Raw genomic sequence first — 14,661 nt, 5'->3', positions numbered from 1 at the left:
AGGATGGAGGAGCCTTCCTGGCCTTCCCAGGAGATTAAGGGTCAGGAGGTCCAGCTTGGGAAGCGGATGCGACGCCTCCAGACAATCTCCAGACAATGGAGAGTCCTCTTATTTGATTAGCTTAAGGCATAATAAGGATAAATTTTAAGTTTTCAAACTAATTATTTATAAGATTTTATGGACACGTGTCCTTGTGTATCAACAGAATTCAGAGATCCTTCTTCCCAAGCCTCGGTTATCCTCAAGTGGCTTTGGCTCTGCCAGGAAGCGTTTTTTCTGCCTTTTGCGGACACGTGTCCTCGTGTGTGGACAGAAAAACTCAGGAGCGTAGGAGGTCAGCCAGTTCCGTCAACAGGCGTTCGGCCTGTTCACGGCGTTCTGGGGAGAGGGCTGTCAGGCGAGCGGGCTTGATCTCGGAGAGAAGTTGCCGGGCCCGCAGCGCGAAAGCGTCGCTGCCCTGAAGTTCCCGGACCCGCCGCCCGACCTGCGCCGTCGAGAGGTCGTCGGCCTCTGCCTGTCGCAGAAGGGCGGTGCGGTCCTCCCCCTCCGGCAGCCGGGTCAGCTCGGCGGCGGTACGCCAGGGCAGGCGGCCCTCTCGCACCGCCGCCAGTTCGCTGGGCGTCATCTTTAGAAACGCGGGGCGGTGTCTGGCCCAGGCTTCGAGCGAGGTCGCGCCGTAGCTCTCCAGGCGGGTGGCGAGGTCGTGAGGGTCCTTCCCGGGTTCGCGCAGGGCGGCCCGCAGAGCGGCCGGAAGCTCGTTCGGTGCCAGACCCGTTTCCAGGGAGAGCAGCCGGAAGACCCGAAGGTCTCGTCCACCGGGTTGAGGTTCTGGCGTTGCAGGTTTTCGACCAGAGCGAGGCGCGCCGCGTCCTGTTCGGTCTTGAGCATGACGGGCAGGGTGGTCAGCCCCGCCAGCCGGGCCGCGCGCAGCCGCCGTTCACCCGCGATCAGCCAGTAGGTGCCCTCGGCGGCCTGGGAGACGATCAGGGGGGTCAGCACGCCGTCCCGGCGCATGCTTTCGCCCAGGGCCCGCAGCGCCGGCTCGCTGAAGGCGTCGGCGACCGGGGTGTGCTGCCCGCGCGGGTTGAAGTCGGGCCGTACCTGGATCTGGTCGGGCGAGACGTTGAAGACGGTCGGCGCACTCAGGCCGGCGACCGTCAGGCCCGCGTCGAATTTCACGGCGCTGGGACGGGGACCCCGGCTCATGACGTCGCCCCGGCGGCGGGCTGCATGCCCAGCAGCGCCAGCACTTCACCGGCCAGACGGCGGTATTCCTCGGGAGCCGAGTTCCTCGGGGCATACACCGCGATGGGCTGCTGGTACAGGGTCGCGTCGTCGTACAGCGTGTCCTTGTGGCTGATCGGCGTGGTCGTGGGGGCCAGGGCAGCGAGGTCTTCCTGCATCCCCCGGAGCACGTCCTTGTGGTGGCGGGTATTGCGCATGAAGGAGTGTGGGACCAGCGCCAGCACCGAGAGCGTGGGCGAGAAGCGGCGCGCGGTCGTGAGGACCTCGGCCACGTTGTCGATGTTGTCGAGGGCTTTGGCGACATTCACCGGAATGAGGAGATGGTCGCTGGCCGCCACGCCGGCCAGGGCCATCGCGGTGCGACCGGGCGGCGCGTCGATCAGGACGAAGTCGTAGCCCTGGACCCGGCGGATGGCCGCGCGCAGCTGGCCCATGCGGTTCTGGTCGTCGTAGAGGACCGAGTCTCCCACACTGAGTTTGGTGTTGGCCGGAATGAGGTCCATGCCGAAGGCGTTGAGCGGCTCGGGGAGGTCGGCGTCGGGATCGGTGAGGACCGGAAACACCGTGCGGTCGAGCCGCAGGCCGGCGGGCTTGCTCCCGTCTGTGCCCGGAGCGAGCTGCCCGAGCCAGCGCGTCAGACTGGCCTGCGAGTCGAGATCCACGAGCAGGACGCGAAATCCGAGCTGGGTCAGGGCGTAGCCGAGGTCCCGGGTGACGGTGGTCTTGCCGGCACCTCCGGCCTGGTTGTAGATGCTGATGACCTTCACGGCGCGCTCCGCCGCAGGTCCGGACAGGAATGGACGACTGACTTTGGCATGCGGCCACTGTAATGCAAGCCTCCGCCGCCTCAGGGTGCCGGATGACCGGAAAGGACGCGTCTCAGGCTACGGATCGGGTCAGGACCACCTGAACGGCGGGCCGCCCGAGCCACGGGGTCCACAGGGCGGTGCGCCGCGCTCCGGCGACGACGAAGCCGCGCCGACGGTAGGTCCGGAGAGCCGCCGTATTTTCCAGCGTGGTCGAGAGCTGGACCCCCCGCACCCCCAGCTCGGCCAGGCGGGCGAGGTGCAGCTCGAGCAGGGGACCGCTCAACCCCTGGCCGCGCGCCCCCGGCATCAGGTTGAGGTGCAGGTGGGCCGGAAACTGGGCGGGGTCGGCATGTGGCCCCGAGAACACGGCCGCGCGCAGCAGATAGACTAGACCGGGCCAGGGACGCAGGTAGCGTCCGGTCAGCAGTCGCGGGAGCACGTGGCGGGTGACCGTCCGGATCAGCGCCCGCTGATAGGCGACCGGATCAGGCGCGCCCAGGACATAGCCCTGCACCTCACCGTCCAGTTCGGCCACGAAGGAGGCCCCTCCCCCACCGTGCAGGTACGGGCGGACCCAGAGGTCGGCGAACAGGGCCCGATCCGGAAAAAAGCGGGTGGCCGGGTCCCCGAAGTATCCGGTGGCGTGGGCGATCTCCCCCAGCCGGCGCTCGTCGCGCGGCTCGGCGGGGCGGTACAGGACCTGGGCAGACATGGCCCCAGTGTGCCTGCTGCGGCGACCAGCAGAAAGCCGCCCGGCAGGATGCGGGCGGCTTCAGTGAACTCCGTGGGGCGCTACCCTTCCGACAACCAGATGTAGCGGGCCAGCAGCAGGACCCCGATGCCGTACAGGATCGGGCTGACCTGTTTGCCGCGTCCGCTCAGGAGCTTGATCGCGCAGAAACTGATGACGCCCAGGCTCACGCCGTTGGCGATGGAGAAGGTCAGGGGCATGGCGATGATGGTCAGGAAGGCGGGCACGCTGTCGCTCAGGTCGTCCCAGTCGATGTGACGCACGCTGTCCATCATCAGGGCCCCGACCAGGATCAGGGCGGGCGCGGTCGCGGCCGAGGGAATGGCTCCGGCCAGCGGCCACAGGAACATGCTCAGCAGGAACAGCACCCCCACCGTCACGGCCGTCAGGCCGGTGCGTCCGCCCTCGCCGATGCCCGAGGCGCTTTCTACGTAGGCCGTGGTGGTCGAGGTACCCATGAAGGCTCCGAACATGGCGGCCAGACCGTCCATCGCGAACAGGCGCCGGGCACGCGGCATGTTGCCCCGTTCGTCCAGGAAGCCGGCCCGCTGCGAGAGGCCCGTGAGGGTGCCGGTCGCGTCGAAGAAGTCCACGAAGAAGAACGTGAAGACCACGCTCAGCAGGCCCAGGCCCAGCGCGCCGCCCAGATCGAGCTGCCCGACCAGGTCGCCGGGCCAGACCGGCGTACCGAAGATGCCCAGGAACTGGCCCCCGAAACCGGGGAAAGCCTGCAGGGCTCCGTCTGCCCCGCCGGCATACAGGGGAAGGCGCAGCGCGATACCCAGGAGCGTCACGAGCAGGATGCCCCACAGGATGGCGCCCGTGATCCGGCGGGTCATCAGGACCGCCGTCAGGACCAGCCCTGCGAGGGCCAGCCATACGGGCGGGAGGGTCAGGTTGCCCAGGGCGAGCAGGGTGGCGGGGTTCCCGACCACGATCCCGGCGTTCTTGAGGCCCAGGAAGGCCAGGAAGGCCCCGATTCCGGCCGTGATGGCGAACTTCAGCGACCGGGGAATCGCCTGGACGATGGCCTGCCGGGCCCCCACGACGCTCAGGAGGACGAACAGCACGCCGGAGATGAACACGGCCCCCAGCGCGGTCTGCCACGGCACGCCCAGACCCTGCACGACCGTGTAGGCGAAAAAGGCGTTCAGGCCCATGCCGGGGGCCTGCGCGAAGGGGTAACGGGCGACCAGCCCCATGATCAGGCTGCCGAAGGCGGCGGCGATGGCGGTGGTCATGAGCAGTTGCAGGGAGGCGTTCGGCACCTTGATGGCGCTGGACAGCACCTGCGGGTTGACGAACAGGATGTAGCTCATGGACAGGAAGGTGGTCAGGCCGGCGCGCAGCTCGCGCGGCACGGTGGAGCCGAGGCGGCTCAACCCGAAGTAGCGGTCCAGGGCGGAGACCGGGGGGGTGGGGGCAGACATGGACGTTCCTCCTCGAAAGCGGCGAGGGAGGCGGCCCGGCCCGGCCCCTCCCACTGGGCGGAGGTCCAGCCTACGCGAAGACCCGCGCCCGACCTGCGGATGCCCCGCGCCCCAGCGTGACCCCGGCCATGCGCTATGGTCTGGGGGTGAGAACCGTTTCTCAAGAAGGGGTCTGCGACGATCCCGGCATTCACCCGGAAGCGGTGCAGGCGGCGCGCCTGGCCCTGCCGGACGAAGCGTGCGTGCAGCAGGCGAGCGCGCTGCTCAAGCTCGTGGCCGATCCCACCCGGCTCAAGCTGCTGAGTGCCCTGAACGCGGGCGAGCTGTGCGTGTGCGATCTCGCGGCGGTCGTGGGAATCAGCGAGAGCGCCGTGAGCCATCAGCTCCGGCTGCTGCGGGCGGGCCGGGTCGTGACCTACCGCAAGGAGGGCCGGGTGGCCTACTACCGCCTGCTCGACGCCCACGTCACCACCCTGATCGGCAGCACGCTGGAGCACGCCCGCGAGTAGCCCGGCGCGGCGGGCCACTATGCTGGCCGCATGACTCCCGCTGCCCCTATGCCCCACGAGGTGTGCCCATGACGCGCCCGGACGTGCTGGACCGCCTGCGTGGTTGCCTGGTCGTGTCCTGTCAGGCTGACGAGGGCAGCCCGCTGCGCGATTCCGGGGTCATTGCCCGGCTGGCACGGGCCGCCGAACAGGGAGGCGCGGCGGGGCTGCGGGTCCAGGGCTTTGCGGACGTGGAGGCGGTACGTGCGGTCAGCCCCCTGCCCCTGATCGGCCTGACCAAGACGGCCCGCCCCGACACCGACGTGTACATCACCCCGACGGCGCAGGAGGGCGTGCGGCTGGCGCGCCTGGGCTGCGAGATCGTGGCCCTGGACGGCACGCTGCGTCCCCGTCCCGAACCGCTGGCGGAAATGTTCGCGGCGGTGCGCGCGGCGGGGGCGCTGGTCATGGCCGACATCAGCACGTTGCCCGAGGCGCGCGCGGCCCTGGCCGCCGGGGCCGACCTCGTAGGGACGACGCTGAGCGGCTACACCCCGGACAGTCCGCGCCAGAGCGGGCCCGATTGGGCGCTGATGGACGCCCTGCGCGGCGCGGGTCTGCCCTTCGTGGCCGAGGGTCGCCTGAACACCCCGGCCGACGCGGCGCGGGCACTGGCGTACGGGGCCCAGTTCGTGGTGGTGGGGTCGGCCATCACGCGGCCCGACGTGATCACGCGCTGGTTCGTCGAGGCGCTGAAGGGCTAGGGCGGCGGCAGGAGGCGGACGGCATACTCGGCCGCCGCCGCCGCATGGTCGCGCCACTGCACCGTCACTCCGGGGCAGGCACGCCGCAGTTCGTCGGCCAGCCCCGGTGCCCTGAGCGCGCCGCCGGTCGCCACGACCGGCAGCGGCCCGTGGCCCTGTGCCCCCAACTGGGCCTGGACCCGGTGGGCGAGGTCGGCCAGGGCGAGCGCCGCCTCCGCCTGGATGTTCCGGGCCACCGGGTCGCCCGACTGCGCGGCCCGCGCGACGGCCGGGGCGAGCCGCGCCAGCGCCGAGGCGCCCGGGGGGCCGTACACGAAAGCCCGCAGCGTGTCCCAGTCCAGCCCGCCCGTTACGGCTGCGACCTCGCTGGCCAGGGGGCCGGCGGGCACCGTGCCCCGGTCCAGCGCGTCGGTCATGTGACGCAGGGCCTCACGGCCCAGGCTGGCCCCGCCGCCGTCGTCTCCGATACGGTAGCCGCGCCCGCCGGCCCGCAGGGGCGCGCCCCGTGCCGGAACGTGGTAGGCGATGCTGCCGGTGCCCGCGTAGACCAGGACGCCCGCGCCGGGAGCCAGATGCGCGCGGTAGGCGAGGTCGAGGTCGCCCTCGACGCCCACCTGCCCGGCGGGAAGGCCCAGTACACCGGCGAGGTGCGTGCGGGCCTGATCGGCCCGGTCCGACCCGGCGCTCAGGCCCGGCAGGCCGGCATGGACGGCGTCAGGCCGCCCGGGGAGGGCCGACCGCAGCTCGGCCAGGGCCAGGGCTCCGGCATCCAGGTCCAGCAGCGCCGACGTGAGGGGCGGAGCGGTCCCGGAAGCCACGGTGTGCCCCGCGCGCCGCAGCGCCCACTGGGTACCGCTGCCTCCGGCGTCCAGTCCGAGCAGCAGGGGAGAAGAGAACAGGGTCACGGCCGGTCTTGGCACCTCCTTGCGAGATGGCCCAGGCTAGCGCAGCGCCGCGCCCGGGCCGCTACCATGAGGCGCGTGACCCGCCGCCTGCCCCTGGTCCTCAAGACGGCCTTCGCCTTCGACGGCCCGAAATGGCGGCCCGACACGGCGCTGCGCTGTACGGTCGGGGTGGCCGTGCCGGTGCTGCTGGGCGCCCTGAGCGGCAACGCGGCGCTGGGGGTGCTGGCCTCGACCGGGGCGCTCAATGCCGGGCTGGCTTCGTTTACCGGCGTGACCCGCAGTCGCCTGCGCGTCATGCTGATCTCCAGTGTCCTGATGAGCCTGATCACCGTCCTCGCCATCTGGGCCGGGCAGAACACCCTCGCCACGACCCTGAGCGTGAGCCTGGTGAGTTTTCTGCTCGTGTTGTACGGCGCGCAGGGGGCGGCGGCGACCACCGTCGCCATCCAGTCCACCATGACCCTGATCGTGCTGACGGGGCTGCGGCTTCCCGAGGGACTCGCGCTGCCCGGCGGCGGTCTGGTGCTGGCCGGGGGGCTCCTGCAGGTGCTGCTGCTCACGGTGGTGTGGCCCGCGCGCCCCCGGCAGGCCGAGCGCCGGGCGGTCGCGCTGGTCTACCGCCGTCTGGAACGCTGGGCCGAGACGCTGCCGCTGGACGAATATGCCCTGCTCGACGCCACCTCGCTTCAGGAAGCCTGGGACCTGCTGAACGACGCGCGCACCCATCTGCGACAGGAGCGGGGCAGCGAGCGGACCCGGCAGGAGCACGCCGAGCTGCGCCAGGCCCTGCGGGTGGCCGAGGGCCTGCGGGCCGCGCTGGTGGGTTACGTGCGTGCCGACCGTGAACTGCGCCAGGAAGGCGCGGAGGGCGAGCGGCAGGCCGGCGTGCTGGCGGCGGCGCTGCTCGGGGCGCTGCGCCAGGTCGAGCAGGGGGTGCGGCGGGGCGAGGCGCGGTCCTCGGCCGCCTGGCGGGACGCGCTGGAGCGGGCGACCGCCGAACTGCGCGGCCCGGCCGGTGAGGCGCTGCGGCCCTGGGCCGGTCTCGTCACCGGGCTACTGTCGGATCTCGACCGTCCCCCGCTGCCCGAAGCGCTGCCGCAGGAACGGCGGCGGGGGGCATTGCGGCCCGCGCTGGGCGACTGGCCGCGCAGCGCCTCCCTGCGGACCCTGCTGGGCCGCCACGCCCTGAAATACGCCCTGGTGCTGGGCCTGAGCGTGTATATCGAGCGGCGGCTGAACGTACCGCACGGGTACTGGTTGCCCCTGACGGTCGGTGTGGTGCTGCGCCAGGATTACGTCTCGACCCTCACGCGCGGTGTGGCGCGGCTGGGCGGGACGCTGGCGGGGGTCGCCCTGGGCGCGCTGGTCACGGCCCTGCATCCCCCCCATACCGCGCTCGCCCTGCTGGGCGTGGGGGCGGCCTTCTTCGCCTACGCGCTGTTTCCCGCCGGGTACGCGGCCTTCTCGGGCGCGATCACGCTGTACGTGCTGTTCTCGGTGGCGGGATCGGGCCTCTCGGAAGGGCAGGCGGCCGAGCAGCGCCTCGCCTTCACGTTGCTGGGGGGCGCGGTGGCGATCCTGACCTATCTGCTGTGGCCGAGCTGGCAGGGACCGGGCGCACGGCGCGTGCTGCGCGACGCCGCCGAGGCGCAGTACCGCTATCTGCTGGCCGTGCGCTCGCTGTGGGACGCCGGGCAGGCCCGCCATGCCCAGGGCGGGGCCGGAGCCCACGGGGACGCGGCGGCCCAGGACGCCGACCGGGCCAGCCAGGCGCGCGAGGAGGCGCGGCGACTGCGCGTCCAGGCCGAAACCCTCGTGCGGGCAGCCCGGATCGAGCCGGCGTGGGGACAGGGCGCGGCGCGCGCGCGACAGGAGCGCCGCACCACCGAGGCGGCCCTGATGGAGCTTCACGCGGGGGCGGCGCGCAGCCTGTCGTTGCATGCCCAGGCCCTGCGCCCGGCCCCGCCCACACCCCAGGTCGGGGCCGAGTTCGGGCGCGCTGCCGAGGAGGCCAGCGCCCTGGCCCGCCGTCTGGGCGACGCACCGTCCCCGCCCACACCCGAATGAGCGGCGGGTGCGAACACCCGAAGTCACCGACCGACCGAACGGTAGACAAGCGTAATCATAATCATTATGGTTTAGGGGTTCCGGTGCGTGCGCCGGCAAGGAGACCCCATGACTGACCACCGCAGCGCAGACCAGGACCACACCGGCACCGCCGTGAGCGGCGTGGGCAACGCCGCCGATACCCGGCTCGCCGGGGGCGAGGACCCCCAGACCCTGACCACCCGCCAGGGCCACCCGGTGTTCGACAACCAGAACCTCCGCACCGTCGGCTCGCGCGGTCCGACCACGCTGGAGAACTACCACTTCCTCGAAAAGATCAGCCATTTCGACCGCGAGCGCGTGCCCGAGCGTGTGGTGCACGGGCGCGGCGCCGGGGCGCACGGCGTCTTCGAGGCCTACGGCACGGTGGGCGGCGAGGACATCGCCAGGTACACCCGCGCCAAGCTGTTCGACACCAGGGGCAAGGAGACGCCCGTGTTCGTGCGTTTCTCCAGCGTGATCCACGGCGGGCACAGCCCCGAGACGCTGCGTGACCCGCGCGGCTTCGCCACGAAGTTCTACACCGAGGACGGCAACTGGGACCTCGTGGGCAACAACCTCAAGGTGTTCTTCATCCGCGACGCGATGAAGTTCCCCGACCTCGTGCACGCCTTCAAGCCCGATCCCGTGACCAACCGCCAGGACGGCGCGCGCATCTTCGATTTCATCAGCGGCACGCCCGAGGCGATGCACATGATCACCTTCCTGTTCTCGCCCTGGGGCATCCCCGCCAACTACCGCGAGATGGAAGGCAGCGGCGTGAACACCTACAAGTGGGTGAACAAGGCGGGCGAGGCCCACCTCGTGAAGTACCACTGGGTGCCCAAGCAGGGGGTGCGCAACCTCACGCAGCCCGAGGCCGAGAAGATCCAGGGCAAGAACTTCAACCACGCCACCCAGGACCTCTACGACGCGATCAAGGCCGGCAAGTTCCCGCAGTGGGAGCTTCAGGTGCAGCTCATGCCCGACGGCGAGCACCCCGAACTCGATTTCGATCCGCTGGACGACACCAAGATCTGGCCCGAGGACCTGTTCCCGATGCGCCCCGTGGGTCTGATGACCCTGAACCGCAACCCCGAGAACTACTTCGCGGAGGTCGAGCAGGCCGCCTTCGGGACCGGCGTACTGGTGGACGGGCTGGACTTCAGCGACGACAAGATGCTCCAGGGGCGCACCTTCTCGTACAGCGACACCCAGCGTTACCGCATCGGCACCAATTACCTCCAGCTGCCCATCAACGCGCCGAAAAAGCACGTGGCGACCAACCAGCGCGACGGCAACATGGCCTACCGCGTGGATACGGCCCCTGGCCAGAACGCCCACGTGAACTACGAACCCAGCAACATGAACGGCCTGACCGAGTCGGCCCCCAGCGGCGAGGAGCACCGGCCCTTCGTGCAGGGTCAGCTCGTGCGCCAGAAGATCGACCGCACCAACGACTTCAAGCAGGCGGGCGAGCGCTACCGCCAGCACACCGAGGCCGAGCGCGACGACCTGATCAACAACCTCGTGGACAACCTCAAGGACGCCGACCAGGTCGTGAAGGACAAGATGGTGGCGCTGTTCACGCAGTGCGACGCCGACTACGGCCGCCGTGTGAGCGAGGGCCTGAAGGCGGCCATGATGCCCGAGCGCGAGGCCGTCGCGAACGACTGAGCCGGGCCGGGAGGGCCAGGGTCCTCCCTTTGCCGATCCTGCGCGCGTTCCTAGACCGGCCTGGCCTCCTCGTGGGGCCGGGCCCATGCTCTCTCCAGCCGTACCCCACGGGAGCTGTCCCCGCATGACCACTGACCTCGCCCATCACCTCGAACGCTGCGGCCTGCGCGTGACGCAGCCGCGCCTGACCCTGCTGGAGTTCTTCGCGGGTACCGGGGGCCACTTCACGCCCGAGGAGATCTCGGAGCGGCTGCGGGCCTCGGGAACCCCCCTGAGCATCGCCACGCTGTACCAGAACCTGCGGACCTTCAGCGAGCACGGCCTGATCGGGGAGATGACCGGTCCCGGCGGCGAGGCGCGCTACGACACCAACCTCGATCCGCATTCGCACCTCGTGTGTCTGCGCTGTGGGCGCATGGTGGACATCGTGCTGGACCTGCCCGAACTCGGTGCTGCGGCGCAGGGGCGGGGCTGGGCGGTCACGCGGGCCAGGGTGGACCTCCACGGCGTGTGCCCCGAGTGCCAGACGCAGGCGGCCGGGGAGCGCCGGGGGGACTGAGGGGAAGTTCCCCGGTCCCACGTCTGGTATCCTGACGGGTACAACAGGCCGCCCAGAGCGGCAGGCAGCGGCGGCCATACGCCGAACGGGTGGAGTCTGTCTGATGACGGCTCCACCCTTGCCTTGTTGCGGAGGTCCTATGTCTTCTGTTCCCCCTTCGGTCCTGCGGGCCGGACCAGCCGAAACCGGTCCGCCCCTGATCCTGCCGCCCGATCCCGGCCCTTTCGCGCAGTTCGTGCGCAGCCAGTCCTTCGCAGGACTGCTGCTGTTCGCCTCGGCGGTGCTGGCCTTCATCCTGGCGAATTCGCCGCTGGCAGGAGGTTACGAGGCACTGCGGCACCTGCACCTGTCGGTCCTGGTGGGCGACCGGGGCCTGGACCTGAGTCTGGAACACTGGGTCAACGACGGGCTGATGGCGGTGTTTTTCCTGCTGGTGGGACTGGAGATCAAGCGCGAACTGCTGATCGGGGAACTCGCCCAGCCGCGCCGCGCGGCCCTGGCCGTGGCGGGGGCGCTGGGCGGGATGGTCGTGCCCGCGCTGCTGTACGCCGCCCTGAATCTCGGCGGTCCCGGCCTGCACGGCTGGGGCGTGCCGATGGCGACCGACATCGCCTTCTCGCTGGGCATCCTGGCGCTGCTGGGGTCGCGGGTGCCGGTGGGCCTCAAGATCTTCCTGACGGCGCTGGCCATCGTGGACGATCTGGGCGCGGTCGCCGTGATCGCGCTGTTCTATACCGACACCATCCAGCTTCCGGCGCTGCTGGCCGCCGCGCTGGTCTGGGGCGCGCTGCTGGCGATGGGCCGTCTGGGCGTGCGGCGACTGGGAATGTACGCCGCGCTGGGCGGCCTGCTGTGGCTGTTCGTGTTGCAGTCGGGGCTGCATGCCACCATCGCGGGCGTGCTGCTGGCGCTGGCGGTGCCGCTGCGCCGGGCCGCGCCGCTCGCGGTATCGTTGCCCGGCGGGCTGGTGGCCGACGCCGACAACGAGCGCCTGGGCGTGCATCTCCAGCGGGCCGAGGCCGCCCTGGAACGCGCGCAGAGTCCGCTGCACCGCCTGGAACACCTGCTCCACCCCTACGTGACCTACGCCATCTTGCCGCTGTTCGCCTTCGTGAACGCGGGGGTGGCGGTCGGCGGGACCACGCTGGGCACGGTCACGCTGGGCGTGGTGGCCGGGCTGGTGCTGGGCAAGCCGCTGGGCGTGCTGGGCGGCGCGTGGCTGGCGGTCCGCGCCGGGCTGGCCGCGCTGCCGAGCGGCGTGAACTGGTCCCTGCTGGTGGGCGCGGGAATGCTGGCGGGCATCGGCTTTACGGTGTCCCTGTTCGTCGCCAATCTCGCCTTCGCGGACGCCGCCCTGCTGGCCGGAGCCAAGCTGGGCGTCCTGATCGGGACGCTCTGCTCGGCCGCCCTGGGGGTGGCCTGGCTGCTCCTCCAGACCCGGCGGTCCGCCACCTGACCGCCCATCCCCCTGCGCCACGTGTGGGTGGGGCAGGGGGTGGCGGACCGGGGAGCGGGCGGCGCAGGACAGGTCGCCCGCTCCCCGGTGTTCAGGCCAGATCGGCTTCGATGACCGGGAAGCCCTCGACCGGGAAGGTGTCCACGTTGGCCGAGCGCTGCTGCACGAGCACGCCGCCGTCCACCGAGATGAACTGCCCGGTGATGTACGCCGCGTCGTCGGAGGCCAGGAACAGCGCCGCGCCGGTCATGTCCTCGGCGGTGCCATAGCGGCCCAGCGGCACGGTCTTCTCGCGTACGCGCAGCTCGGTGCCCACGAGGCCGTAGGTGTTGATGAAGCCCGGCACCACGCCGTTCACGCGCACGCCGTAGGGCGCGAGGTCCAGGGCCATCGCCCGCGTCATCGCCTCGATGCCGCCCTTGGTCGCGTCGTAGGCCACGTTGCCCCGGTGCGCGCGGGTCGCCCCGCCCGAGGACGTGCTGATGATCACCCCGCGCCGCCGCCGGGCCATCACGCGCGCGGCGCGGTGCGAGCACAGGAACACGCTTTTCAGGTTCACGCCGATGATGCGGTCCCACCACCCCTCGTCGGCCTCCAGGAAATGGCGCGTGGTGTCGATGAGGCCCGCGTTGTTGTACAGCACGTCCACGTAACCGAACTCGGCCTCGACCCGCGCGAACATCGCCTCCACCTGTCCGGCGTCCGACACGTCGGCCGGGACGGCGAGCGCGGCGCCGCCCGAGGCTGCGATGGCCGCCACGACCGCCTCCACCAGCTCGGCCTTCACGTCGTTCACGGCGACGCGCGCGCCCTCGGCGGCGAAGCGCTCGGCCACCGCGCGCCCGATGCCGCCGCCCGCGCCGGTCACCAGAACCACGCGGCCTTCAAATCTCCTGTCCGTCATTTCAGTCTTCTCCTTGGGGGTCCAGCACCCAGCGCCGCGCCCAGCCCTGGGGCGGGCCGGACACCAGGGGCCGGAAGACGACGCGCGCATTGGGACGCAACTGCGCGGCCAGCGGCAGGTCGTCGGGGTGGATGACGGCCGGTTTGTGGTAGCCGCCCAGGCGGCCCCGGTCGCCCAGCAGCAGGATAGGCTGCCCGGCCGGCGTGACCTGCACCGCGCCGTGCGGCGTCGCCTCGCTCACCACCTGCCCGCCGGGCACCTGCGGGCCGTCCAGGCGCACGCCCATGCGGTCCTGCTCGCGCACGGTGAAGGGCGCGCTCGCCAGGGCCACCAGCGCCTCGTAGCTCGCCTGCGGACCGGGCAGGAGGCGCAGCCGGACCTCGGCCCCCGGGGGCGGCAGGAGGGCAGGGGAGAGGTCGGGGACGGTGGGGGCCAGGAGGCCCACCCCCAGCACGTCTCCGGCGCGCAGGGCGCGGCCCACCCGGCCGGTGAGGTCCACGCTGCTGCTGCCCAGGAACGGCAGGGTGTCCAGCCCACCCGCCACCGCGAGGTAGCTGCGCGTGCCCTCGGCGGTCGGCCGGAAGCGCAGCGTCTCGCCCGCGCGCAGTCTGAAGGCCGAGTGCGCCGGCATAGGCTGCCCGCCGGCCAGCGCGGTCATGCCGAAGCCGGCCACCGCCACTCGCAGGTCGCGCAGCGCCGTGAGGGCCGGGCCCAGCAGTGTCAGCTCCAGCAGCGGCGTGCCGGGCGGGTTGCCGACCAGCCGGTTGGCAAGGCCAGCGGCGCGGGGATCGAGGGGACCGCTGCGCGCCATGCCCACCTGCGCCTGCCGGAACCGCCCGGCGTCCACGAGCACGTCCAGCAGACCCGGCTTCTCGACTCGGAGGGCGGGCCGCGCAGGGGCGTCGGGCCACAGCGGGCGCACGGGCGGCAGCGTGGGCGCGGGGTGGTACAGGCCTTCCACAGGGACGAAACGTACCGTGTCGCCCGGCGCGATCAGGCAGGGTTCGGGCCGGTTCGGGTCGTACAGGGTGCGCAGGGCCGTGCCCAGCAGGTTCCAGCCGCCCGGCGAGGGCAGCGGGTACACGCAGGTCTGCGCGCCCGCTATAGCCACGGCATTCAGGGGGACCGCCAGCCGGGGCGTGGCCCGCCGGGGCAGCCGCAGCGCCTCCTCGACCTCGCCCAGGAAGGGAAAGCCGGGCGTGAACCCCACGGCGTAGGCGTGATAGGTGGGGGCCGCGTGCCGCCGGATGACCTCGGCCGGGTCCAGGCCGGTGCGCGCGGCCACGTCCGCGAGGTCCTCACCGTCGTAGCGTACCGGAATTTCGACCGTACGGCCCGGGTCGGCGCATCCGGTGCCTGCACCGCCCTGTGCGGCGCGCAGGTGGCGGCGCACCCAGGCCGCGACCTCGGTCCGGCCCGTGCGTTCGGCATCGTACTCGACATACAGGGTCGCGTAGCCGGGGCCAAGGTCGGTGACGGCGGGCGGCAGGTCGGCCCGGAGCGCGCGGTACAGGGCATGGACCTGCGCGCCCACCGCGCGCCCGATGACCCGGCCGAACACGACGTAGAAGCCCTCGCTGCGCATGGC

14 protein-coding genes are annotated in these 14,661 nt (G+C 71.5%); 6 read left to right on the top strand and 8 right to left on the bottom strand.

What is annotated here, in order from left to right:
• Window positions 1-319 precede the first annotated feature (319 nt).
• From DGO_RS16610 to DGO_RS16590, 5 genes are all read right to left on the bottom strand, one after another.
• On the bottom strand, window positions 320-625 hold the full coding sequence (locus tag DGO_RS16610; RefSeq protein WP_014695726.1) for a hypothetical protein: 306 nt from the start codon (window positions 623-625) through the stop codon (window positions 320-322).
• 2 nt (window positions 626-627) lie between these two features.
• Entirely contained in the window at window positions 628-1,206 is a 579-nt protein-coding gene (locus tag DGO_RS16605) for a ParB/RepB/Spo0J family partition protein (protein WP_014695725.1), read from the bottom strand.
• Window positions 1,203-2,012, bottom strand: a complete 810-nt coding sequence (locus DGO_RS16600) for a ParA family protein (RefSeq protein ID WP_043804204.1) — start codon at window positions 2,010-2,012, stop codon at window positions 1,203-1,205. Before DGO_RS16600 ends, DGO_RS16605 begins: the two co-directional genes overlap by 4 nt.
• A 112-nt stretch (window positions 2,013-2,124) precedes the next feature.
• Window positions 2,125-2,766, bottom strand: a complete 642-nt coding sequence (locus DGO_RS16595) for a GNAT family N-acetyltransferase (RefSeq protein ID WP_014695723.1) — start codon at window positions 2,764-2,766, stop codon at window positions 2,125-2,127.
• A gap of 80 nt (window positions 2,767-2,846) precedes the next feature.
• Window positions 2,847-4,235 (bottom strand): NCS2 family permease, encoded by a 1,389-nt coding sequence (locus DGO_RS16590; protein ID WP_014695722.1) that lies wholly within the window; start codon window positions 4,233-4,235, stop codon window positions 2,847-2,849.
• Between the two features lie 128 nt (window positions 4,236-4,363).
• On the opposite strand from DGO_RS16590, the gene DGO_RS16585 reads away from it, so the two are divergent.
• Window positions 4,364-4,744 carry an ArsR/SmtB family transcription factor gene (locus DGO_RS16585; RefSeq protein WP_043804203.1) on the top strand — a complete coding sequence of 127 codons (381 nt, stop codon included), beginning with the start codon at window positions 4,364-4,366 and terminating at the stop codon, window positions 4,742-4,744.
• A gap of 68 nt (window positions 4,745-4,812) precedes the next feature.
• A complete protein-coding gene (locus tag DGO_RS16580; protein WP_014695721.1) occupies window positions 4,813-5,487 on the top strand; it encodes an N-acetylmannosamine-6-phosphate 2-epimerase in 675 nt (224 codons plus the stop codon).
• On the opposite strand, the gene DGO_RS16575 is transcribed toward DGO_RS16580, so the two are convergent.
• Window positions 5,484-6,392: an N-acetylglucosamine kinase gene (locus tag DGO_RS16575; protein WP_226991523.1), complete on the bottom strand. Its 909-nt coding sequence runs from the start codon at window positions 6,390-6,392 to the stop codon at window positions 5,484-5,486. The genes DGO_RS16580 and DGO_RS16575 overlap by 4 nt on opposite strands.
• Window positions 6,393-6,467: 75 nt before the next feature.
• Here DGO_RS16575 and DGO_RS16570 point away from each other — a divergent pair, with 75 nt between their 5' ends.
• From DGO_RS16570 to nhaA, 4 genes are all read left to right on the top strand, one after another.
• A complete protein-coding gene (locus DGO_RS16570; RefSeq protein ID WP_014695719.1) occupies window positions 6,468-8,459 on the top strand; it encodes an FUSC family protein in 1,992 nt (663 codons plus the stop codon).
• 108 nt (window positions 8,460-8,567) lie between these two features.
• Window positions 8,568-10,154, top strand: coding sequence for a catalase (locus DGO_RS16565; RefSeq protein WP_014695718.1), 1,587 nt, complete (start codon window positions 8,568-8,570; stop codon window positions 10,152-10,154).
• A gap of 124 nt (window positions 10,155-10,278) precedes the next feature.
• Window positions 10,279-10,713 (top strand): Fur family transcriptional regulator, encoded by a 435-nt coding sequence (locus DGO_RS16560; RefSeq protein ID WP_014695717.1) that lies wholly within the window; start codon window positions 10,279-10,281, stop codon window positions 10,711-10,713.
• Between the two features lie 139 nt (window positions 10,714-10,852).
• Window positions 10,853-12,169 (top strand): Na+/H+ antiporter NhaA, encoded by a 1,317-nt coding sequence (nhaA, locus tag DGO_RS16555; protein ID WP_014695716.1) that lies wholly within the window; start codon window positions 10,853-10,855, stop codon window positions 12,167-12,169.
• A gap of 91 nt (window positions 12,170-12,260) precedes the next feature.
• Here the strand turns inward: nhaA and DGO_RS16550 are convergent, their stop codons facing one another.
• Both DGO_RS16550 and pxpB read right to left on the bottom strand, forming a co-directional pair.
• Window positions 12,261-13,073, bottom strand: coding sequence for an SDR family NAD(P)-dependent oxidoreductase (locus DGO_RS16550; protein WP_014695715.1), 813 nt, complete (start codon window positions 13,071-13,073; stop codon window positions 12,261-12,263).
• Between the two features lies 1 nt (window position 13,074).
• Window positions 13,075-14,658, bottom strand: coding sequence for a 5-oxoprolinase subunit PxpB (gene pxpB / locus DGO_RS16545; protein ID WP_014695714.1), 1,584 nt, complete (start codon window positions 14,656-14,658; stop codon window positions 13,075-13,077).
• Window positions 14,659-14,661: the final 3 nt, after the last annotated feature.

It is taken from the genome of Deinococcus gobiensis I-0 (assembly GCF_000252445.1).
GTDB lineage: Bacteria > Deinococcota > Deinococci > Deinococcales > Deinococcaceae > Deinococcus > Deinococcus gobiensis.
The sequence above is the reverse complement of the archived record's forward strand: the minus strand, read 5'-3'. Positions and strand labels throughout refer to the sequence as shown.